The following is an 18,557-nucleotide window of genomic DNA, read 5'->3' as shown; positions in this document are numbered from 1 at the left end:
CTATCAGGTGAGCTGCACCACCGCGCGCGCCTTCGACAACACCCGTACGTCGCCCGACTTCGCGGTGAGCGCGATCACCACCCGCTTGTCCTCGAGCTTCTCCTCCACCACGCCGCTGACCGTGATCACGGCCCCCGTGTCGTCGTCGGGCACCACCACCATCGACGAGAACCGCACCCCGAAGTCGACCACCGCGCCCGGATCGCCCACCCAGTCGGTGACGAACCGCCCGGCCTGCGCCATCGTGTACATCCCGTGCGCGATCACGTCCGGCAACCCGACCATCCTGGCGAAACGCTCGTTCCAGTGGATCTGGTTGAAGTCGCCGGACGCGCCCGCGTACATCACGAGATCCAGCCGGCGCACGTTGTAGTCGGCGGCCGGCAGCTCCTGACCGACCTCGACCTCGTCGTACCTCACCGCGGCGGTCATCTCAGGCGGCCCCTCCGCGCTCGACGATCGTGTTGTACGTCACACAGACCGGCTCGCCCTCGACCGTCGTCACGTCGCTCCTGATCGTCAGCAGCTCGTTCTGCCCGGCCGTGCGGATGTCGGTGATCGTGGAGGTCATGACCAGCTCGTCGCCGGCGCGGATGGGGCGGACGTACTCGAAGCGCTGCTCGCCGTGGACGACCATGGCGAAGTTCACCCCGAGGCCGGGGTCCACCAGCGCCTCGCCGCCGCTCTGCAGGCTGAACACGATGGGGAACGTGGGCGGCGCGATCACGTCGGGGTGACCGGCGGCGCGGGCGGCCTCCTTGTCGCGGTAGACCGGGTTGTTGTCGCCGATCGCCGCCGCGAACTCCCTGATCTTCACCCGGCTGACCTCGTAGGGGGCGGTGGGCCCGTACGATTTGCCGACGAAGTCACGGTTCAAGGCCATCTGCTCCCTCGCATCTCTCCCGAGCACTACCGTCGGCGAACGCTAACGGAACAACGTTCGGCCGGCCGGGTTGATGGCCTTGATTTTGCCCACAGCCAGGGCTTTCACGCCCGGGAGTCAGGCGGTGGCGGGATTGCGGCGGAGCATCGCGGCGGTCGCCGCCACGACCACCAGGACGAACGCCGCCAGGCCGATCAGCGAGGCGTCCAGGGACGCGCCGAGCCCGGTCGCGACGCCCATGCCGAGGACGGGCAGCGCGAGGCCGACGTACCCGGCCAAAAAGATCCCCGCGATGGCCTCGCCGCGGGCGTCGGCGGGAGCGAGCACCGCGGCGGTGCCCAGGGCGCCCTTGAGCAGGATCCCGGAGCCGCTGCCGGCGACCAGGCCGCCGACGAGGAAACCGGGCTGGGAGGCCGCCAGCACGCCGGCCGCCAGCACGACGACGCCCACCGCGGTCGTCCCGAAGCCGACGGCGAGCTGACGCTGCAACGTCAACCGCCCGAGCCCCATCTGCGCGACGGCGGCGCCGCCGAACACCAGGAACGCGGCCAGCCCGGCCACGACGGGCGACGGCTGGCCGATGGCGGCCAGGAAGCTCGGCGCCAGCGAGGTGAACAGGCCGAGGATGGCGAACAGCCCGAAACTCGCGCCCGCGACCGCGAAATAGGGCAGCCGGGCATGGGACGGCACGACCACCCGCTGCGGACGGTACGCCCGCTCCCCGCGCGCCCGGACCGTCTCCGGCACCAGCCACAACCCCACGAGCGCGAGGAGGAGCAGCACCAGGAACACCACGAACGGCACGGTCAGCTTGGCGTCGGCGTACTGCACCAGCACGCCCGCGAGCAGCGGGCCGAGACCGATGCCGCCCAGGTTGGCAGCGGTGGCGACCAGCGTCGGGCGGTTGTGCGAGCTGCCCGGCCGGGTGACGGCGTTCAGCTCGGCGAGGTACGCCGTCGCCGTCGCGGTGGCCATGCCGACGCTCAGCCCGCTCACCACCCGGGCCACGATGAGACCGGGCAGGTCCGGCCAGGCCAGGAAGAGCACGGCCGAAACGGTCTGCAACAGGATGGCGGGCAGCAGGATGCGCCGCCGCCCTCGCCAGTCCGACACATGCCCGGCCAGGAAAATGCTGATCACGACGCCGACGGAGTAGGCCGCGAAGGCGACCGTCACCATCATCGTGGAGAAATGATCACGTTCCCGATAGAGGCTCCACATCGGCGTCGGCGCCGCGGAGAAGGCCATCTCGACGGCGAAGACGTAGGCGACGATCCAGAACCCGATGCCGTGGCGCGAGCTCGACGCCCGCACCCCAGCGTTGCGCGTGGCCACGCTAACTCCTTGAAATCATCAACTATGTACTACGCAACTATGCAGGATCGCATACCATCGCCGCCAACACTTGATTATGTTGACAACCATCTCCAACAGAGATGGAGTGGTGATGGAGCTGCGTCATCTGGAGGTCTTCCTGGCGATCGCCGAGGAGGGCACTCTCACGGCCGCCGGCGAGCGGCTGCACCTGGTGCAGTCAGGGGTGTCCAGCACGCTGCGCGCCCTGGAGAGCGAGCTCGGCGCGCCGCTGTTCACCCGAACGGCGCGCCGGGCCGTGCTCACCGACGCGGGGCTCGCGCTGCTGCCGGAGGCCAGGGCCACTCTCGCCGCGGCCGACCGTGCCCGGCAGGCGGTGGCCGAGACGCTGGCCGAGATCCGCGGGCCGCTCGTGGTCGGCACCATGACGCCGCTGCGGGTGATCGACCTGCCCCGGCTGCTCGCCCGCTTCCAGGCCGCCTATCCGCAGGTCACCGTGAGCATACGGGCGTTCCCCAACGGATCTGCCGGCCTGATCCGGGCGCTGACGGACGGCATGCTCGACGTGGCGTTCGTCTCGGTCACCACGCCGCCGCCGGCCGGGGTGGAGCTGCGCGACCTCGCCCGCCTCCCGATGCGGCTGATCCTGCCGCCGGGTCACCCGTACGCCTACGCGCCGGACGTCTCGCTGGCCGAGCTGAGTGAGGACCGGTGGATCGAGTCGCCGCCCGGCTTCGGCAACCGGGCGATCACGGACGAGGCGTTCGCGCGGGCGTCGCTCCAGCGCTCGATCACGCTGGAGACCGCCGACGTGACGATGATGCCCGCGTACGTGCGGGCCGGGCTCGGGGTGGCGCTGGTGCCGGGGTTCGTGCCCCTCGACGGGGTCCGCGTGCAGCGTCTGCGCGACGAGGAGTTGTGCTGGACGATGTCACTGGCCACGGCCACGGCCCGCTCGGGAAGACGCGTCGTCCGCGCGTTCTGCGAGGCCGTCGCGAACGAGATGCGCCTCGTCACCCAGCAGGACCACCCCTGACACTCGGGGGCAGACACGACGAACCGGCGCCCTGTCACAGGACGCCGGTTGGTGCGCTATGGAGGATAAGGGGAAGAGGCCCTGCCCGGAGACCTAGCGGGTCTCGCGGTGCGCGCGGTGGCAGCGGCAGTTGGGGCAGTACTTCTTCAGCTCAAGCCGATCCGGGTCGTTACGCCGGTTCTTCCGCGTGATGTAGTTGCGGTGCTTGCACTCCTGGCAGGCCAGCGTGATCTTCGGCCTAACGTCGGTGGCAGCCACTTGGGAGTGCCTTTCTACGTTCGGGACATGGACACGCCCGTACCCAGGTCGGTGGACCTGGGCTGGGGCAGTAGCGGAGGCCGGACTTGAACCGGCGACACAACGATTATGAGCCGTTTGCTCTGCCAGACTGAGCTACTCCGCCTTTGGGCCGGTAACGACCCGGCCTCGTAGAGGATACCCGAAGCGGTGAGCACATTAGTAACTCGCCCGATCGGGTGGGGTGCTCCCAGTATGCCTCAGGAACCCCCGTCACTCGAAATCAATAAGCGGCGAACCCCCGCCCACCGCATCGAGGGTGATCAGCGTAGCAGCGCCCGCCACCCCCCGCGAACCCGCCCACAGCGGACCAGGAACCGCACCGCCGCTCCCGCGAGCGTCCCTGACGGAAGGGCGGAACCATGGAACCCGTACTAGTGCTCTCCCGCCGCGAGGGCCTTGGCCCGCTCCGTGGTGACGGGTGTGCCCGCGATCCCCCAGTCGCCGCTGCGCACTTCTTCGACGACGACCCAGGTGATCGAGCGCGGAAACGCGCGCACTCTGCTCAGTCACCGGACATGCGTACGGCGATCATGGCGATGTCGTCCTTGTGCGGCCTGAGAACCTGAGCCAACAGCTGATCGCAGAACTCGTTCAGCGGCGCGTGCGCCAGCGCCGCGGCGTGCCGGCGAAGTCGCATCAGCCCTTCGTCCAGGTGCTCGCCAGGGACCTCGATCAGGCCGTCGGTGTAAAGGAGCAGGGTGCTGTACGGCGGCAGCGCCGCCACGGCACTGGTGCGCCGCTCGTCCACGGGCAAGCCCAGGACGGGTCCGACGGCGGCCTCCAGGTAGCGGCCGCGACCCCCGGTGCTGATCAGCAGCGGGGGTGGATGTCCGGCTACCGAGTAGCGGAGCCGCCAGCGGTCGCCGACGTTCTCCAACCTGGCCAGAATGCAGGTCGTGAACGTGTCATCGCGGAAGGCTTCCAGGACCCTGTCGAGACGGCGCAGCAGGTGACCAGGAGGCTCACGGCGATCCATGGCCAGCCCTCTCAGAATGTTGCGCGTCTGGCTCATGGTGACCGCGGCCGCCAGGTCGTGCCCGGCGACGTCGCCGATGGTCAGTATGGTCGCACCACCGGGCAGCCGGAACGAGTCGTACCAGTCGCCGCCGATCTCGGCGTCCGTGACGCTCGGCCAGTAGCGTGCGCAGATCTCGACGCCGGGCAGGTCGGGCAGATCCGGGAGGAGACTGTGCTGGAGGGCGACGGCGATCCGCTGCGTTCGCTGGAACCGCACGGCGTTGCTGAGGTGTGGGTGAGCGTGGTCGAGTATCCGGCCCAGCAGGTCGATCTCGGCCACGTCGATCGGCCGATGTGAGCCGCTGGCTCCGGCGGCCACAACCGCCGCCACGGTGCCGTCGACGAGCACCGGCACCAGGGCGATGCTGTTGCACCTGGCATGTTCGAACCAGCCCTCCGTACCCGGCGGCATCATCTCGGGAGGCGGTGCTCCCGAAGGGAACGTGCGGTGGACCGGGCGGCGGCTTCGGACCGCCTCGACGAGGCCGCTGTGCTCACCGAAGCGTTCGGTACGCAACGGCGCGGGCGGAAGCCCGTCGCGACTGACGCAGGCGACCCGTTCAGCGAGGAACGAGCCGGGCTGCTGATCCGCGTCCTCGGTGATCAGATATATGCCGCATCCGTCTGACACGTTGGCCACGATCACCTGCGACAGCAGGCCCAGCACCTCTCTCAGATCCCCGATGTCCGCCGTCGCCGCGGCGACCTTGTCCAGCAGCCGCCTGTTCTGCTCCTGTTGCCACTCCTGCTCGATGTCGACGCAGGTGCCGACCCACTCGACCAGCCTGCCCTCCTCGAACACGGGGACGGCACGCCCTCGGACATGCCGGTAGGTGCCATCCGCCCGCCTCAGCCGGAACACCTGGTTCCATCGGGTCCGGCGGTGCACGGTCGACGACCATCGCCGTCGGACGGCTGCCCGGTCGTGCGGGTGCACCGCTCGCAGCCATCCCTCGCCGCGCGTCTCCTCCCAGGTCAACCCCGTCATCCGTTGCCAGCCGGGCATCTCCTCGATGATCGCGCCGTCGGGTTCGGCGGCCCAGACCGCCTGCAGCTCGATCTCCGCCAGGCTCTGGTAGCGCCGGCGGAACTTACGAGCCGCGTAGATCTCGACGCCCGTCTGTCCACGCATCGTCTGGTCGTCGTTGTCGCTCACCTGGCGCCCCTCCTGACCGAGCCGTTACATGGAGTGCCAGCACCTCTGGCAGAGGCATGGCCCGTGCGCATGTTCGTTCACGAATACCCACTAACGGATCGCACCAGGGAAACCCACGCAAAAGAGTCCTGAATGATTCGGTCACGGAAGACGGTGTCAGCGATCCAGGTCAAACCGGACGCGCGATGGGTGCCGGAACGGCCATGCAGGATGCCTGTCATCGCACTGGCGTACCGAAACGAGAAACGCCCGGCTCCGAGATTTCTCGGACCGGGCGTTTTTCCTGTTCGGACTGGGAGCCCCCAAACGGAATCGAACCGTTGACCTTCTCCTTACCATGGAGACGCTCTGCCGACTGAGCTATAGGGGCCTGTCCGGCGCTGCGGACAGGTGTAACCATACACGGCACTCAGCGATGATGCGAACTCGTTCGGGCCTGCGCCGGCTCGCCGATCGCGCGCCGGGCGGGGAAGTCGATGACTTCGCAGAGATCGGCCAGGTCGACGTGCCTGGCCACCTCGGCCACGGATGTGCAGTCGGCGACCACCCGGCCGTTTCTGCGCACCCGCAGCACCTGCCGACCCGCCCGCACGGCGCCCACCACCTCGTAACCGTCGAGGCCGACCCATCGTCTTTCCACAGCGGCACAGATTAGCCGCCGGGTCTCTCATTTTTCGCCACGCCACAGGCGTTACCGCCATACCGACTCAGTACCGGTAGAACCCGGCGAAGTCCTTCTTGTGCGCGATGTCGTCCACGCGCACGACGGCGCCGGTCTCGGGGGCGTTCATCATCTTGCCGTCGCCGAGGTAGAGGCCCACGTGGTGGGTCCTGATCTTCCGCTTGGTGATCTTTCCGAAGAACACCAGGTCACCGGGGCGGGCGGCGGAGACCTTACGTAGCCTGCGCACCTGGTCGTCGGTGTTGCCGGGGCCGAGGACGTCCTCGCCGCGGGCCAGGGCGTAGACCCAGCGCACGAACCCCGAGCAGTCGAGCCCGGTCGTCCTCGCGGCCGGGCAGGGCTTGATGCTGCCCTGGTAGCCGACGCAGGTGCCCTTGGAGGGGCCCGGGGACGCCGCGTGGCCGCCGCCCCACGAGTAGACGATGCCGCGCTGCTCCAGCTCGTACGCGATCCGGACCGTGGGCGGCGGCAGGGGCAGGCCCAGCGGGGCGGAGGCCGTGGCGGCCAGCACGAGGAGAGCCACCGCCACGGCTGGCGGCCGTTTCATCCCACACCCCCCGAAAAAACATGGGCTTGGGATTTATCCTGCCTTATCGGGACTTGAGAGTGAGTTTCACCGAACCGACTGTGACATTCATCCCGACCGTGCCCTTGCTCTTGCTCGGCTTGGTGGTGAACTCGAACGTCACCTGCTTCCCGCGCGGCAGCTCCGCGACCCGGCACAACACCGCCGTGCCGCTGAACTTGCAGGCGGGCGCCTTGACCACGCGCTGGCCGCCGAACGCCCGCCCCGAGACCTTGATGTCCTTGACGGGGTGCGGGCCGGTGTTGGCGACCGTGACCCGGTAGCGCGTACGGCTCTTCGCCGCGCCGGACACCCGCACCTCGGCCGGCGGGTTGACCAGCGACTTGAGCTTGGACTCCGTGCCGTTGAAAACGTTCTGCCCGCCGGCGAGCGTGCCCTTCTCGGCCGACTGCCAGAACGTGTGGCGCTTCCAGCTCTTCGGCAGGTCCCCCGGCTCGCTGCCCCAGCGGGCCAGCCAGAGCGGGTTGGCGGCGAACGCCTTGGAGTTGCCCGTGCAGGTCTGCCACCAGCTCGTGGTGGTGTAGATGATCGCGTGCCGGCCGGTCGCCTCGCGGTACCTCGTGGTGAAGTCCTTCAGCCAGGTGACCATGTCCTTGACGGAGAGCCCGTAGCAGCTGTTCTTGCCGTTCTGGCTCTGGTACGGGTTGTCCTCGACGTCGAGCACGCCCGGCAGGGTCTGGCCGTCGCTGACCCAGGTGCCGCCGTTCTGGAGGAAGAAGTCGGCCTGGGCGGTGCCGTCGGATTCGTGCGGCTGCGCGAAGTGGTACGCCCCCCGGACGAGCCCGGCCGCCGCGGCGCCGCCGAACTGGGCCTCGAAACGCGGATTGCGGTAGTCGGTCCCCTCGGTGGCGTGCACGAACGCGAACTTGCCGCCCCCGGCGGCGACAGTGGCCCAGTCGATGTCACCGGTCCAGTTGCTCACGTCCACACCGGGGACTCCGTCGGCCGCCTGGGCGACACCCGTCATCCCCACCGTGGCGATTACCGCAATCGATAACAGACGTTTCACGCCGAGGATCATTGCGGAGCCGCACACAATTCCGCAAGTCGCGAAATATCAACCGCTTTTGTCGTATCGACCCGATAGACCGCCCCCAACCCAGCGGCCGGGCCGCCGCGACGACCATGGGCCGCAGCGGCGCCAGCCACCGCGCCCTTCAGCACGCCGGCCGGCGCCAGCTTGAGGTCGTCCTTGCCGACGACGGGGTGGCAGGCGTTGCGCAGAAATCTTGCGGAAATGCAAGAACCCGCACCTCAGAGGCCGGAAAAAACCTCCCGGAGGCCCACGTCGCCGACGGCGTTTCCGCAGGTCAGAGCGGTTCGTAAACGTGACATTCACGTTTGCCAAACGGGTTTTCCCTGCTCAAACTGGTGCTGATCCTCGATTGCGCCCCCGACCAGGGGTTTCTTCGCCATGCCCGGAGGAGTTCGACCATGATCCACACCCGGGGCCTCACCCGAGTCTTCGCGATGAAAAGAAAGGAGAAAGTGGAAGCCGTACGCGGAATCGACCTCGACGTCGAGGCCGGTCAGCTCGTCGCCTTCCTCGGCCCGAACGGCGCGGGCAAGTCCACCACGCTCCGCATGCTCACCACCCTCCTGCCCCCCACCTCCGGCACCGCCACCGTGGCCGGCCACGACGTCGCCAAGGACCCCGCGAGGGTGCGCTCCCGCATCGGGTACGTCGGCCAGCGCAACAGCGCCGGCGAGGAGTACCGCATCCGCGACGAGCTCGTCACCCAGGGCCGCTGCTACGGCCTGCGCCCCCGCGAGGCCGCCACCCGCGCCGACGAGCTGCTCGACCTGCTCGACCTGACGCCGCTGGCCAAGCGGCTGCCCGGCACCCTGTCGGGCGGGCAGCGCCGCCGCGTCGACATCGCGCTCGGCCTCATCCACCGCCCCGACCTGCTCTTCCTGGACGAGCCCTCCACCGGCCTCGACCCGACGAGCCGCGCGGAGATCTGGCAGCACATCCTGCGGCTGCGGGAGACGTACGGGACCACGTTGTTCCTCACCACCCACTACCTGGAGGAGGCCGACCACATGGCCGAACGGGTGGTGATCATCGACGGCGGGCGCATCATCGCCGACGGCACGGCCGAGCAGCTCAAGAACGACCTGGCCGGTGACCGCATCGTCATCACCGCCGGCACCGAGCAGGACGCCGAGAAGGCCGCCCGCATCGGCGGCGGGACGGCCGAGGGCACCACCGTGACGCTCCGGGTCGACCGGGCGACCGCCGCGCTGCCCGACCACCTGCGCGCCCTCGACGCGGCCGGCGTCAAGGTCGCCACCGCCGAGACCATCCGGCCCACCCTCGACGACGTGTTCCTCAGCCTGACCGGGAGAAGCCTCACCGATGACGACATTCCTGCGTGACACCACCATCGTCTTCTCCCGCGAGGTCAGGCCCAGCCTGCGCAACCCCGTCGGGCTGCTGTTCGAGATGGGGCAGCCGCTGCTGTTCCTGTTCCTGTTCGGGGCGCTGCTCGGCGGGGCGGTCGGGTCGTCGTGGCAGTGGTTCGTGCCCGGGATCCTCGTGATGATGTGCCTGACCGGGCCCATGGGCGCGGGGTACACGCTGCTGGTCGAGCTGCTCGGCGGCACGCTGGAGCGCATGCTGGTGACGCCGCTGAACCGTACGGCGATGCTGGTGGGCAAGAGCATGAAGGCGACGGTCATGCTGCTCGTCGAAGCGGTGCTGATCATCGCCCTGGCGCTGCCGCTCGGCTTCGAGCTGCACGCGGCCGGGGTGCTGGCCGGGCTGGCCCAGCTCGCGGTGTTCGCGGTGGGCCTGGGCTCGTTGTCGTTCGTGCTGGCCATCAAGTCGGCGCCGAACGGCACCCTGTTCTACATGGTGAGCCAGTCGCTGCTCTTCCCGCTGCTCCTGCTGTCGGGGGTGCTGCTGCCGCTGGAGACGGCCCCCGGGTGGCTGCGCGCCCTGGGGCAGCTCAACCCGGTGACGTACATCGTGGACGCCCAGCGGGCGCTGTTCGCCGGCGACCTCGCCGACCCCTCGGTCCTGTACGGCACCATCTCGGTCTGCGCCATCGCCGCGGTCGGCCTCCACCTCGGCAACCGCGCGATGCGGAAGGGCGTCTGACCGGCAGGATGAGTCCATGACTCAGCTCGTCGCGACCCACACCGTGCCGTGGATCCCGGTGGCCCACCGCCTGGACCTGATCCTCTCCGAGACCCTCCCGCCCGTGGACCGGACGACGTCGGCGTTCGCGTTCGTGGCCGACGAACAGGGCCGGACGCTCATGACCTGCGTGGACCGCGAGGGCCGCGGCTGGGACGTCCCCGGCGGCCACCTGGAGCCCGGCGAGAGCGCCGCCGACGCCGCGGCCCGGGAGCTGTACGAGGAGACGGGTCTGCGCGTGCCCGTCTCCTCGTTGTCGGCCTTCGCCTGGCAGCGGATCGAGCTGCTGGAGCCGGCGCCCGACGGATACCGGTATCCGGAGCTGGCGTACATGGTGATGTTCCGCGGGAGCGTGGCGGGGCCGGGGGCGCCGACGCGGCCGCCGGCCGGATCGGAGAGCACCCGGGCCGGCTGGCTGACCACGGCGGAGATCGGGCGCCTGTGCGCTCAGAGCACCTGGCTGCCCCTGGTGGAGATCTCGCGGGCGCGGTCCACGTCGTCGCTGCGGTAGAGGTGCTCGGGGATCGTGGCCAGGGTCGACGGGCGCACCCGGGGGCCGAGACCGTACAACTGCTGGAAGCTCATGATCAGCGGGCGCCAGGCGTCGGGGTCGATGTGGTCGTCCGTGCCGGTCATGCGGATCTCCTCGTGCACCCAGACGCGCTGCACCCGCACCTCGAACGCCACCACCCCGCCCTCGTCCACGGGGTGGTGGCGTTCGAGCACGGCCTCCATGGCCACCGGGCACTCGGCCACCCGCGGCGGCGCCACCGTCTCCGACTCGACCGCGGTCAGCCCCGCGCGTCCGAACTTGTCCCGGACGAACCGGTAGCCGCGCTCGTGCTTGCGCTCGGGAACGGGGTCCGCCCCCGTGGTGAGCGCCAGCCGGTCCACGGCGTCGGCCAGGGCGTCGGACGGCAGGTTCAGGACGCACTCACCGGTCCTGAGCAGGTTCTGGGCCGTCTTCGACCGGACCCCCAGCCCCAGCACGGCCCGCCACCCCAGCCAGAAGGCCGACGACATGGGGGCCAGGTTGGGCGTCCCGTCCTCGTTGCGGGAGGAGATCAGGACGACGGGGGTGCCGAAATAGAGGATGTTCGGCTCGAGAGAGGTGTGCGCGCGGGCAAGCGGAGGTGTGTCAATGCTCATGGCCGTCCACTCTCGCCGCAGGCAGGGCCGCGTGCTGGCGGCCTTCGGACCTCTCATCGACCTCAGCGCGGCAGGAGCTTGAGCGTCGTCGCGCGCACGCCGGGCGACACGATGGTCTCGACGTAGTTCTGGCCGTAGCGGTGATACTTGCTGCGGTAGGCGGCGTCGATCTGCTCGTTGAGGCCGGGGTCGTCCTCCGCCACGAAGGTGACGTCCCGGTCGACGCCGCCCGCCTGGATGCTGCCCTGGCCGCTGGCCTTGGCGGCGCGGTACCACCGGCCGTCGTCGCCCTTGTAGGAGCGCACGTAGAGGTCGTCGTCGTGGCGGACGACCCAGATCGGGACCGGCCGCAGCCGCGTGCCGTCGCCGCCCAGCGGCGCGACCTCCAGCTCGTCCGCCGTCGCGATCCTGTTGATCTCGTCGCTCGTCCAGGTGGTCATCGGTCCGTCCCCCTCGTGGTCAATGGCCTGGTCCCTTGATCTTGACCGTTGGGGGACGCGCTCAGGCGGCAGGCTCGCCGCTCAGCGCGGCCATCACTTTCCGCGCGAACCTGTGCATATGCCGATCGAGGCCCTCGATCGGCTCGTCGAGGACGTCGGGCAACGACACCCACCTGACCGAGGAGAACTCGTCCCGGTCGTAGGAGGTGAGCGTCTCGACGTCCAGGACGTACCAGAGGGACACGTCCGTGTGCGAGCGCGGGCCGCGGGTCGGCGTCACGGTGACGAAGAACGGGCGGTCCCCCGCCACGGCGGACGGCACGGCGGGGACGTGCAGCTCCTCCCGGCATTCGCGGACGACCGTCTCCCACGGGGACTCCCCCGGCTCGACGTGGCCGCCGCTCGGCAGCCAGAGCCCGGCCTTGCGGTGCGCGACGAGCAGCACCTCCTGGCGCGGGCTGAGCGCGACGAAGTAGCTCACCAGGTGCGGGTCGGGGACGTCGGGCTCGTGCGTGCGGTGGAGGGGCGCGCCGCCGGCCGCCCACGCCGCCGCCCGGACGGCGTGCGCGGATTCCTGCTCGTCCCAGGGGACGATCTCGTTGATCAGCCGTACGAGGTGGTCCCGCTCGGCGTCCGGGACGCCGGCCCCTATGGTGTGCTCCATGACCGCAAGTCTGACGCTCGCCCCCGTCACCCGGGCCAACATCGACCGCGCCATCGCCGTACGGGTCCGGCCCGACCAGGAGCGGTTCGTCTCGCCTGTGGTGAAGTCGCTGGCCGAGGCGTACGTGCACCCCGAGGCGTGGCCGCGCCTCATCCTCGACGGCGACACCCCCGTGGGTTTCCTCATGGCGTTCGTCGACATCGACTGGGACGGCAAGGGCGCCGACTTCCGTTCCGGCCTGTGGCGGCTGAACGTGACGCCCGAGGCCCAGGGGCGCGGCGTCGGCCGGTTCGCCGTCGAGTCCGTGGCCGCCGAGCTGCGCAGGCGGGGGGCGGCGCGGATGTACGTCACCTGGGAGCCCGGCGACGACGGCCCCGAGGGCTTCTACCGCAAGCTCGGCTTCCATCTCACGGGCGAGATCAGCGGAGGCCAGACGGTCGGGGTGCTCGACCTGACGTGAGGCGGGTCTCAGGCGGCGGTCTCGATCAGGAGCATCTCGCCCTGTCGTCATCCGCCGACGCCGGGTGGAACGCCGTAGGCCGCTCGTGTGTTGCAAGGGTTCATGACGGCCGGTGCGTGACCTGCGCGCCCACCCCCTGACCGCGAAGTGAGAGGAACACCAGTGAGCAGTGTGATCATCATCGGGGGCACTTCGGGAATCGGCTTGGAGCTGGCGAAGGAGTACGCCGCCAGAGGCCGGTCCGTGGTGGTGACCGGTCGCGAGCAATCCAGAGCCGAGAAGGCCGCGGCCGAGGTGGACGCCGTCGCGCGCGGGGGCGCCGACGGGAACGTTCCGCGGGCCCGTGGTCTCGCCGTCGACCTGAGCCGCCCGCAGGAGGTCGCCGCCGCCCTGGACGGCGTCGGCACGGTCGACCGGCTCGCGCTCGTCGCCATCGAGCGCGACCTCAACTCCATCAAGGACTACGACGTGGAGCGGGCGATCCGGCTCACCACGCTCAAGCTGGTGGGCTACCACGCGGTGGTGAGCGCGCTGCTGCCGCGGTTCACGGCGGAGAGCTCGGTTCTGGTGTTCGGCGGGGTGGCCAAGGACCTGCCGTACGCGGGGTCCACGACGGTGTCGACGATCAACGCGGGCGTCGTGGGCATGACGCGGACGCTCTCCGTCGAGCTGGCCCCCGTCCGGGTCAACTCCCTGCACCCGGGGATCGTCGGCGACTCGCCGTTCTGGCGGGACAAGACCGAGCAGTTGGCGCAGGTCCGCAGCCGCTCGCTGACCGACCGGCTGCCCACCACGGCCGAGGTCGTGGACGCCTCCGTCTTCCTGCTGGAGAACCGCGCGGTCAACGGCGTCGACCTCCGGCTCGACGGCGGCACGCGCGAGAAGTGAGCCACGGGCCCGTCACCACACCCCGGTGACGGGCCCCCTTCAGGGCCGGTCCTGCGGCGGGCGGCCGAAGCCGTGGGCGCGGGCCCGGGCGACGGCCTCGCCGCGGTCGGCGGCGTGCAGCTTGCCGAGGATCGTCGAGACGCTGTTGCGCACGGTCTTCGGGGCGATCGACAACCTGCGGGCGATGGCCTGGTTGCCGAGACCGGCGCCCACCAGGTCGAGGATCTCCAGCTCCCGCGGGCTCAGCTCCGGGAACGGCCGCGCCGAGACCGCCCGCGGCCCCGCCGCGAACGACCGCAGCACCCGCTGGGCGATCTCCGGCCCGAAGACGGCCTCGCCCAGCACGGCGCGTACGACGTCGGCCCGGCCCGCGCCCTTGAGCAGGTAGCCGGTCGCGCCGGCGCGGATGGCGGCGAAGACGGAGTCGTCGTCGGCGTGCATGGTCAGCACGAGCACGGCCGGCCCGCCCCGCTCGGTGATCCGCCGGGTCGCCTCGACGCCGCTCGTGCCGGGCATCGTCAGGTCCATCAGCACCACGTCGGGCCGCAGCTCGGCGGCGGCCCTGATCGCGGACTCGCCGTCGGCGGCGGTGCCGGCGACCTCGATCCCGACCACCCCGCTCAACGCCGTGAGCAGGCCGTCGAGGAAGATCGGATGGTCGTCCACGAGGAGCACCCGCACGGTCATCGGCTCGCCTCCGGCAACGGCAGCACGGCGACGACCCGGGTGCCGCCGCCTTCGAGGTCCGCCACGGTGACGTGTCCGCCCAGCTCGTCGGCGCGTTCCCGCATGGAGGCCAGGCCCACGCCGTCGCGGTGGGGCGAGGCGAGGCCGGTGCCGTCGTCGGCGACCTCGACCCGTAATCGGCCCGCGTCCAGGGCCAGGGTCACGGTGCAGGAGCCGGCGCGGGCGTGCCGGGCGACGTTGGTCATCGCCTCGGTGACGATCCGGTAGGCGGCCACCTCGACGGCCGCGCTGTCGACGGCGAGGTCGCCCGGGCAGTCGACCCGTACGCGCAGCCCGGCCGCGCGCAGCGCAGCGGCGTGCTCCTCGACCACGCCCGCCAGCCCGAGGTCGTCCAGCGACGGCGGGCGCAGCCCGTGCACGACCTGACGCACGTCGGCGACGGACTGGCCGATCAGCGACTTGACCTTCGCCACGAGCCCGGACGACTCGGCGCCGGGCATGCGGTCGGCCAGCACGTCCACCTGGAGGCTGGCGGCGGCCAGCAGCGGCCCGAGGCCGTCGTGCAGGTCGCGCCGGATCCGCAGCCGCTCCTCCTCACGCGCCCGCACGATGCGCTCGCGGGATTCGCGCAGGTCCTCGGCGAGCCGGGCGGCGCGTACCGCGACGGCGATCTGGCCGGCCAGGTCGGCGAGCAGCTCCTGCTCCCCGGGGTCGAAGCGAGCCTGTCCGGAGCGCCGGCCGACCAGCAGCGTCCCCTCCTGCCGCCCATGGCTGACCAGCGGGAACGCCGCCATGCCGGCCGGCGCCCGGACGTCCGCGCCGAGCACGACCCGCGCCTGCGGCAGGCGCCGAGTAGACGATCGCGCGGTCCAGCACCGCGGCGATGTCGAACAGGTCGGCCCGCAGCACCGCCACCCCGGTCGCGACCGGCAGCGCGGCCACCCCCACGGCCTCCAGCGCCGCCCCGGCCCAGTCGGGCGTCCAGGCGTCCGTCGCCAGCCCCGCCACGGTGGTGACCAGGAAGACCACGGCGGCCAGCGCCAGCCAGGCCAGGCGCTCGCGATCGGGCCCCGCGGCGCGGCGCCACCGCACGACGATGGACGCCATGCCGACCATGGTGAGCCCGAGCAGGAGGAAGAGCGTCCCCGAGGTGACGGCCGGCGCGATCGTCTCCAGCCCCGGGACGCCCAGCGGGTTGCCGGCGCGATCGTCCTCGCTGTTCCGGCCCGGGGTGACGACGACGGAGGCGATCAGCACCGCCACCGCCGCCGTGGTGGCGTGCGCCGCCCACCGCCAGCGCGGCGTCGGCAGCCGCCCGTCCGGATAGAGCAGCAGCGGGTACGTCGTGGCGCACACCCAGGCGAGGGCGAACAGCGCGTTCTGCGCCAGTACGAGCAGCGGCCCGGCGGGGGAGCCCGTGGCCACGGAGTGCTGGGCGAGGCCGTCCGTGACGGCGGCGCCGTACTGCAGGACGCCCACGGCGAGAAAGAGCCGGCCGACCCGGTTGTCCGGGCGATGCCACACGATCAGCGCGCCGACCAGCGGAAAGGCGAGGAAGCCGGCGAACCACACGCGCCCCGCGGCCGAGCAGGACCGCTCCGCCCTCGGGGTCGCGTCCGGGGCGGCGCTCGCCCTGTTCGTCGTGATGTTCGGCACCTGGGCGCCCATGTCCCCGGACGTCGGCGCCGCCGACGCCGCCGCCGTGCGCGCCTGGGTGTCCGAGTCGGCGGCGACGCTGCGGCTGAACGCCTTCGCCGGCGTGCTCGCCCTGGTCGCGCTGATCGTGCTGACCGGCGCGCTGAGCCGGCTGGCCGGTGCGTCCGCGCTGCGCGAGGCGGTCCTGCTCGGCGGCGGGCTGCTCGTCGCGATCAACGCCGTCGTCACCAGGCACACGCTGCTCTGGGTGCTCTCCGACGTGACGGCGCTGGACGACGCGGTGGTGAGCACCTGGTACTCCCTGTCCTGGCTCGGCCAGATGCTCGGCGAGTTGTCGGTGGCCGCCCAGTCGGTGCTGATGGGGGCGTTCTCGATCGCGGCGCTGCGCGCGAAGGTGATCGGCCGCTGGCTCGGCTGGCTCGGCATCGTGCTCGCCGCGACGGGCCTGGTCAGCGTGGGCGGGCTGCTCGCGCCGTCGCCGTTCTTCGACACTGCCTGGCCCGCCGGCCTGTACGGGTGGACGCTCTGGCTGCCGGTCGCGGGCGTCGCCCTCGGCCTGCGCCGCTGACCACCGTTCGGCCTCGCCGGTCGCGGGTACGGTGATGGAATACGCACTCCGTGGTTCCGACCAGTGATCTGGTGATAGCGATGCCCACGACCACCACCCGCGTCAACCACCCGATCTTCGCCGGCGTGTGGCCCTGGCTCAGCCGCGCCCTGGGACGCGGCGGCATGGACGAGCACCGCAAGGCGCTCCTCAGCGGCCTGACCGGGAACGTCGTCGAGATCGGAGCCGGCCACGGCGTCATGTTCGCCTTCTATCCGCCCACGGTCACCCGGGTGCTGGCGGTCGAGCCGGAGCCGCACCTGCGCCGGCGCGCCGCCGAGGCCGCGGCGCGGGCGCCGGTGCCGATCGAGGTCGTCGACGCCGTGGCGGACCACCTGCCGGCCACCGACGAGAGCATGGACGCGGCGGTGTTCGCACTGGTGCTGTGCTCGGTGCCCGACCCGGCCGCGGCGCTGGCCGAGGCGCGGCGCGTGCTCAAGCCGGGCGGCGAACTGCGCTTCCTGGAGCACGGCCGCGCCGACTCCCCGGGGATGGTCCGCGTCCAGCAGGTGATGGACGCCACCTTCTGGCCGCGCCTGGCGGGCGGCTGCCACACCGGCCGCGACACGGTGGCCGCGGTGGAGAGGGCGGGCTTCAGCATGCGTTCGCTGGAGCGCTACCTGTTCCCGTTCGGCCGTACCCCGTTCTCCTTCCACATGCGCGGCATCGCCACCCGCCCCTGACCCGCGCGCACAAGCGGAGCGGGCGCCCCCGTCAAGAGGCGCCCGCCCGGTTCTCCCCCGCTTCCGGTCTCCCTCACTGAGGCCGGAAGGTGTGATCAGTTGTAGTAGTGGTAGCCGCCCCAGCCGTAGTGGTTGCTCCAGCCGTAGCCGCCCTTGAAGCGGATGTCCTCGACGCTCTGCGGGAAGATGATCGGGCTGCCCTTGTCGAAGAAGCCCTTCGTGGAGTAGCGGTCGTAGTGGTACCACTTGCCGTGCCGCTTGTAGTACACGTCGAAGTAGGTGAACCCGCGGTCACGGCGGTCACGGTCCCACAGCTTGAAGTCGAGCCAGTAGTGGCCGCCCTTACGGCCCCACTGGTAGGCGATGCGGCCGTCGCGGCCGCCGACGTTGAAGTACCTCCAGCCGCCCGAGAAGGACTGGGCGGAGGCGGCGACAGGGGCGCTCGCCGTGGTGGCCGCCGTGGTGGCCGCCGTGGTGGCCGTCGTGGCGGAGGCGGCCGGAGCCGCGAATATCCCCGTGGCCAGAGCACCGGCGAGGGCGGTGCCGACGAGCAGCTTGCGAACGTTTCGCACAGTTTCCTCCATTGAGAGGGCGCTCTCGGGACGAGAACGCCGGGTTCCCCGTACCGGACTCGTGTTCCGGACACCGCTCACGTTAGGGAGGACAGGCGATCAGTTCTGTGGCCAAATACGCAGAACCCGCCGAACGTGCATTACTCCACAGAAGAGACAGTGGACGGGCAGAGCGCGACGGCGTGGCCCGTGGCCCTGAGCAGGTGTTCCGCGGAGGAGAGCAGATCCATGAGCTCGGGCCGGGTGAGCGAGTAGAACGACTGCCGGCCCTCGGCGCGGTAGTCGACCAGGCCGCAGTCACGCAGGCAGGCCAGGTGCTTGGAGACCGTCGACTGGGCGAGCCCGAGCTCCCCGGTCAGGTCCACCACCCGCGCCTCGCCCCTGGCCAGTCGTTGCACGATGCGCAGCCGCGTCTCGTCGGCCAGCGAGTGGAAGAGCGCCGCCGCCGGCGACAGACCGGCCGCGATGCCGGCGGTGACGCAACGCCCTGAATCAATCGCCATGTGGCGATGGTATCCCGTCGCGGGCGCAGGAGCTTTGGGGGCAGCGCGGACTCTCCGTGCCAATTCGTCGGCCAAACCTCATGATGGCATTCACATCGCCAACGGCCATTCAATGAAATCTTGCGTGACCAT

Annotated in this window: 25 protein-coding genes and 2 tRNA genes; 8 read left to right on the top strand and 19 right to left on the bottom strand. The window is 70.8% G+C overall.

Annotated features, from left to right (window positions below; translation table 11 throughout):
• Positions 1-3 precede the first annotated feature (3 nt).
• The 3 genes from C1J01_RS09510 to C1J01_RS09500 all read right to left on the bottom strand — a co-directional run bounded on the left by C1J01_RS09510 (position 4) and on the right by C1J01_RS09500 (position 2,218).
• A complete protein-coding gene (locus tag C1J01_RS09510; RefSeq protein ID WP_111178193.1) occupies positions 4-432 on the bottom strand; it encodes a MaoC family dehydratase in 429 nt (142 codons plus the stop codon).
• A 1-nt stretch (position 433) separates the two neighbouring features.
• A complete protein-coding gene (locus C1J01_RS09505) occupies positions 434-883 on the bottom strand; it encodes a MaoC family dehydratase N-terminal domain-containing protein (protein WP_111178191.1) in 450 nt (149 codons plus the stop codon).
• Positions 884-1,000: 117 nt separating this feature from the next.
• Complete coding sequence (locus C1J01_RS09500; RefSeq protein ID WP_220039807.1) at positions 1,001-2,218, bottom strand: MFS transporter; 1,218 nt, start codon at positions 2,216-2,218, stop codon at positions 1,001-1,003.
• Between the two features lie 112 nt (positions 2,219-2,330).
• Here C1J01_RS09500 and C1J01_RS09495 point away from each other — a divergent pair, with 112 nt between their 5' ends.
• A complete protein-coding gene (locus C1J01_RS09495) occupies positions 2,331-3,233 on the top strand; it encodes a LysR family transcriptional regulator (protein ID WP_181448662.1) in 903 nt (300 codons plus the stop codon).
• A gap of 93 nt (positions 3,234-3,326) precedes the next feature.
• On the opposite strand, the gene rpmG is transcribed toward C1J01_RS09495, so the two are convergent.
• The 8 genes from rpmG to C1J01_RS09455 all read right to left on the bottom strand — a co-directional run bounded on the left by rpmG (position 3,327) and on the right by C1J01_RS09455 (position 7,941).
• Complete coding sequence (rpmG, locus tag C1J01_RS09490; RefSeq protein ID WP_019632658.1) at positions 3,327-3,491, bottom strand: 50S ribosomal protein L33; 165 nt, start codon at positions 3,489-3,491, stop codon at positions 3,327-3,329.
• A 71-nt stretch (positions 3,492-3,562) separates the two neighbouring features.
• Positions 3,563-3,636, bottom strand: a tRNA-Met gene (locus C1J01_RS09485).
• A 268-nt stretch (positions 3,637-3,904) separates the two neighbouring features.
• Positions 3,905-4,030: a tautomerase family protein gene (locus C1J01_RS53000; RefSeq protein WP_268958631.1), complete on the bottom strand. Its 126-nt coding sequence runs from the start codon at positions 4,028-4,030 to the stop codon at positions 3,905-3,907.
• Positions 4,031-4,035: 5 nt separating this feature from the next.
• Positions 4,036-5,706, bottom strand: coding sequence for a SpoIIE family protein phosphatase (locus tag C1J01_RS09475; protein ID WP_111178185.1), 1,671 nt, complete (start codon positions 5,704-5,706; stop codon positions 4,036-4,038).
• 297 nt (positions 5,707-6,003) lie between these two features.
• Positions 6,004-6,076 (bottom strand) — tRNA-Thr (locus C1J01_RS09470).
• Between the two features lie 39 nt (positions 6,077-6,115).
• On the bottom strand, positions 6,116-6,346 hold the full coding sequence (locus tag C1J01_RS09465; RefSeq protein ID WP_111178183.1) for a transposase: 231 nt from the start codon (positions 6,344-6,346) through the stop codon (positions 6,116-6,118).
• A 67-nt stretch (positions 6,347-6,413) separates the two neighbouring features.
• Positions 6,414-6,935 carry a C40 family peptidase gene (locus C1J01_RS09460; protein WP_111178181.1) on the bottom strand — a complete coding sequence of 174 codons (522 nt, stop codon included), beginning with the start codon at positions 6,933-6,935 and terminating at the stop codon, positions 6,414-6,416.
• Positions 6,936-6,978: 43 nt separating this feature from the next.
• On the bottom strand, positions 6,979-7,941 hold the full coding sequence (locus C1J01_RS09455) for a GH25 family lysozyme (RefSeq protein ID WP_181448661.1): 963 nt from the start codon (positions 7,939-7,941) through the stop codon (positions 6,979-6,981).
• A 467-nt stretch (positions 7,942-8,408) separates the two neighbouring features.
• Here C1J01_RS09455 and C1J01_RS09450 point away from each other — a divergent pair, with 467 nt between their 5' ends.
• From C1J01_RS09450 to C1J01_RS09440, 3 genes are read left to right on the top strand one after another with little or no spacing between them, the layout of a single operon-like run.
• Positions 8,409-9,353, top strand: coding sequence for an ATP-binding cassette domain-containing protein (locus tag C1J01_RS09450; protein WP_111178177.1), 945 nt, complete (start codon positions 8,409-8,411; stop codon positions 9,351-9,353).
• Positions 9,334-10,077, top strand: coding sequence for an ABC transporter permease (locus tag C1J01_RS09445; protein ID WP_111178175.1), 744 nt, complete (start codon positions 9,334-9,336; stop codon positions 10,075-10,077). The genes C1J01_RS09450 and C1J01_RS09445 overlap by 20 nt, the downstream gene beginning before the upstream one ends.
• A gap of 16 nt (positions 10,078-10,093) precedes the next feature.
• Positions 10,094-10,627 (top strand): NUDIX hydrolase, encoded by a 534-nt coding sequence (locus C1J01_RS09440; RefSeq protein WP_220039806.1) that lies wholly within the window; start codon positions 10,094-10,096, stop codon positions 10,625-10,627.
• On the opposite strand, the gene C1J01_RS09435 is transcribed toward C1J01_RS09440, so the two are convergent.
• The 3 genes from C1J01_RS09435 to C1J01_RS09425 all read right to left on the bottom strand — a co-directional run bounded on the left by C1J01_RS09435 (position 10,564) and on the right by C1J01_RS09425 (position 12,369).
• Positions 10,564-11,265 carry a flavin reductase family protein gene (locus tag C1J01_RS09435; RefSeq protein ID WP_111178173.1) on the bottom strand — a complete coding sequence of 234 codons (702 nt, stop codon included), beginning with the start codon at positions 11,263-11,265 and terminating at the stop codon, positions 10,564-10,566. The two genes, C1J01_RS09440 and C1J01_RS09435, sit on opposite strands and share 64 nt — an antisense overlap.
• Before the next feature lie 62 nt (positions 11,266-11,327).
• Positions 11,328-11,705, bottom strand: a complete 378-nt coding sequence (locus C1J01_RS09430) for a DUF2255 family protein (RefSeq protein ID WP_111178171.1) — start codon at positions 11,703-11,705, stop codon at positions 11,328-11,330.
• 61 nt (positions 11,706-11,766) lie between these two features.
• Positions 11,767-12,369, bottom strand: a complete 603-nt coding sequence (locus C1J01_RS09425) for an NUDIX domain-containing protein (protein ID WP_181448660.1) — start codon at positions 12,367-12,369, stop codon at positions 11,767-11,769.
• Here C1J01_RS09425 and C1J01_RS09420 point away from each other — a divergent pair.
• Both C1J01_RS09420 and C1J01_RS09415 read left to right on the top strand, forming a co-directional pair.
• The gene (locus C1J01_RS09420; RefSeq protein WP_111178169.1) at positions 12,368-12,829 is read left to right on the top strand and encodes a GNAT family N-acetyltransferase; all 462 of its coding nucleotides are present in this window, start codon (positions 12,368-12,370) and stop codon (positions 12,827-12,829) included. The genes C1J01_RS09425 and C1J01_RS09420 overlap by 2 nt on opposite strands.
• A gap of 162 nt (positions 12,830-12,991) precedes the next feature.
• Positions 12,992-13,717 carry an SDR family NAD(P)-dependent oxidoreductase gene (locus C1J01_RS09415; RefSeq protein ID WP_111178167.1) on the top strand — a complete coding sequence of 242 codons (726 nt, stop codon included), beginning with the start codon at positions 12,992-12,994 and terminating at the stop codon, positions 13,715-13,717.
• Between the two features lie 39 nt (positions 13,718-13,756).
• Here the strand turns inward: C1J01_RS09415 and C1J01_RS09410 are convergent, their stop codons facing one another.
• The 3 genes from C1J01_RS09410 to C1J01_RS49685 are packed head-to-tail and all read right to left on the bottom strand — an operon-like array spanning position 13,757 to position 16,072.
• Positions 13,757-14,404, bottom strand: coding sequence for a response regulator (locus C1J01_RS09410; protein WP_111178165.1), 648 nt, complete (start codon positions 14,402-14,404; stop codon positions 13,757-13,759).
• Positions 14,401-15,012: a sensor histidine kinase gene (locus C1J01_RS09405; protein WP_181448659.1), complete on the bottom strand. Its 612-nt coding sequence runs from the start codon at positions 15,010-15,012 to the stop codon at positions 14,401-14,403. Before C1J01_RS09405 ends, C1J01_RS09410 begins: the two co-directional genes overlap by 4 nt.
• A complete protein-coding gene (locus C1J01_RS49685; RefSeq protein ID WP_181448658.1) occupies positions 14,999-16,072 on the bottom strand; it encodes a hypothetical protein in 1,074 nt (357 codons plus the stop codon). The genes C1J01_RS09405 and C1J01_RS49685 overlap by 14 nt, the downstream gene beginning before the upstream one ends.
• Between C1J01_RS49685 and C1J01_RS49680 the strand changes: the two genes are divergently transcribed.
• A complete protein-coding gene (locus C1J01_RS49680; RefSeq protein WP_181448657.1) occupies positions 16,071-16,628 on the top strand; it encodes a hypothetical protein in 558 nt (185 codons plus the stop codon). The two genes, C1J01_RS49685 and C1J01_RS49680, sit on opposite strands and share 2 nt — an antisense overlap.
• 80 nt (positions 16,629-16,708) lie before the next feature.
• Positions 16,709-17,350: a class I SAM-dependent methyltransferase gene (locus C1J01_RS09390; protein WP_111178157.1), complete on the top strand. Its 642-nt coding sequence runs from the start codon at positions 16,709-16,711 to the stop codon at positions 17,348-17,350.
• Positions 17,351-17,445: 95 nt separating this feature from the next.
• Here the strand turns inward: C1J01_RS09390 and C1J01_RS49675 are convergent, their stop codons facing one another.
• Together C1J01_RS49675 and C1J01_RS09380 are read right to left on the bottom strand one after the other, a co-directional pair.
• Positions 17,446-17,922 carry a hypothetical protein gene (locus C1J01_RS49675; protein ID WP_181448656.1) on the bottom strand — a complete coding sequence of 159 codons (477 nt, stop codon included), beginning with the start codon at positions 17,920-17,922 and terminating at the stop codon, positions 17,446-17,448.
• Between the two features lie 140 nt (positions 17,923-18,062).
• The gene (locus tag C1J01_RS09380; RefSeq protein ID WP_111178153.1) at positions 18,063-18,425 is read right to left on the bottom strand and encodes an ArsR/SmtB family transcription factor; all 363 of its coding nucleotides are present in this window, start codon (positions 18,423-18,425) and stop codon (positions 18,063-18,065) included.
• Positions 18,426-18,557: the final 132 nt, after the last annotated feature.

It is taken from the genome of Nonomuraea aridisoli, assembly GCF_003236395.1.
Classification (GTDB): domain Bacteria; phylum Actinomycetota; class Actinomycetes; order Streptosporangiales; family Streptosporangiaceae; genus Nonomuraea; species Nonomuraea aridisoli.
This window is presented reverse-complemented; position numbering and strand designations above follow the sequence as displayed.

What these genes read in the sequence shown, in the direction of transcription:
- C1J01_RS09510 (WP_111178193.1), bottom strand. Translation starts at nt 432, where the DNA reads ATGACCGCCGCGGTGAGGTACGACGAGGTCGAGGTCGGTCAGGAGCTG.
- C1J01_RS09505 (WP_111178191.1), bottom strand. Translation starts at nt 883, where the DNA reads ATGGCCTTGAACCGTGACTTCGTCGGCAAATCGTACGGGCCCACCGCC.
- C1J01_RS09495 (WP_181448662.1), top strand. Translation starts at nt 2,331, where the DNA reads ATGGAGCTGCGTCATCTGGAGGTCTTCCTGGCGATCGCCGAGGAGGGC.
- C1J01_RS09460 (WP_111178181.1), bottom strand. Translation starts at nt 6,935, where the DNA reads ATGAAACGGCCGCCAGCCGTGGCGGTGGCTCTCCTCGTGCTGGCCGCC.
- C1J01_RS09455 (WP_181448661.1), bottom strand. Translation starts at nt 7,941, where the DNA reads ATGACGGGTGTCGCCCAGGCGGCCGACGGAGTCCCCGGTGTGGACGTG.
- C1J01_RS09450 (WP_111178177.1), top strand. Translation starts at nt 8,409, where the DNA reads ATGATCCACACCCGGGGCCTCACCCGAGTCTTCGCGATGAAAAGAAAG.
- C1J01_RS09445 (WP_111178175.1), top strand. Translation starts at nt 9,334, where the DNA reads ATGACGACATTCCTGCGTGACACCACCATCGTCTTCTCCCGCGAGGTC.
- C1J01_RS09440 (WP_220039806.1), top strand. Translation starts at nt 10,094, where the DNA reads ATGACTCAGCTCGTCGCGACCCACACCGTGCCGTGGATCCCGGTGGCC.
- C1J01_RS09435 (WP_111178173.1), bottom strand. Translation starts at nt 11,265, where the DNA reads ATGAGCATTGACACACCTCCGCTTGCCCGCGCGCACACCTCTCTCGAG.
- C1J01_RS09430 (WP_111178171.1), bottom strand. Translation starts at nt 11,705, where the DNA reads ATGACCACCTGGACGAGCGACGAGATCAACAGGATCGCGACGGCGGAC.
- C1J01_RS09420 (WP_111178169.1), top strand. Translation starts at nt 12,368, where the DNA reads ATGACCGCAAGTCTGACGCTCGCCCCCGTCACCCGGGCCAACATCGAC.
- C1J01_RS09425 (WP_181448660.1), bottom strand. Translation starts at nt 12,369, where the DNA reads ATGGAGCACACCATAGGGGCCGGCGTCCCGGACGCCGAGCGGGACCAC.
- C1J01_RS09410 (WP_111178165.1), bottom strand. Translation starts at nt 14,404, where the DNA reads ATGACCGTGCGGGTGCTCCTCGTGGACGACCATCCGATCTTCCTCGAC.
- C1J01_RS49680 (WP_181448657.1), top strand. Translation starts at nt 16,071, where the DNA reads ATGTCCCCGGACGTCGGCGCCGCCGACGCCGCCGCCGTGCGCGCCTGG.
- C1J01_RS49685 (WP_181448658.1), bottom strand. Translation starts at nt 16,072, where the DNA reads ATGGGCGCCCAGGTGCCGAACATCACGACGAACAGGGCGAGCGCCGCC.
- C1J01_RS09390 (WP_111178157.1), top strand. Translation starts at nt 16,709, where the DNA reads ATGCCCACGACCACCACCCGCGTCAACCACCCGATCTTCGCCGGCGTG.
- C1J01_RS09380 (WP_111178153.1), bottom strand. Translation starts at nt 18,425, where the DNA reads ATGGCGATTGATTCAGGGCGTTGCGTCACCGCCGGCATCGCGGCCGGT.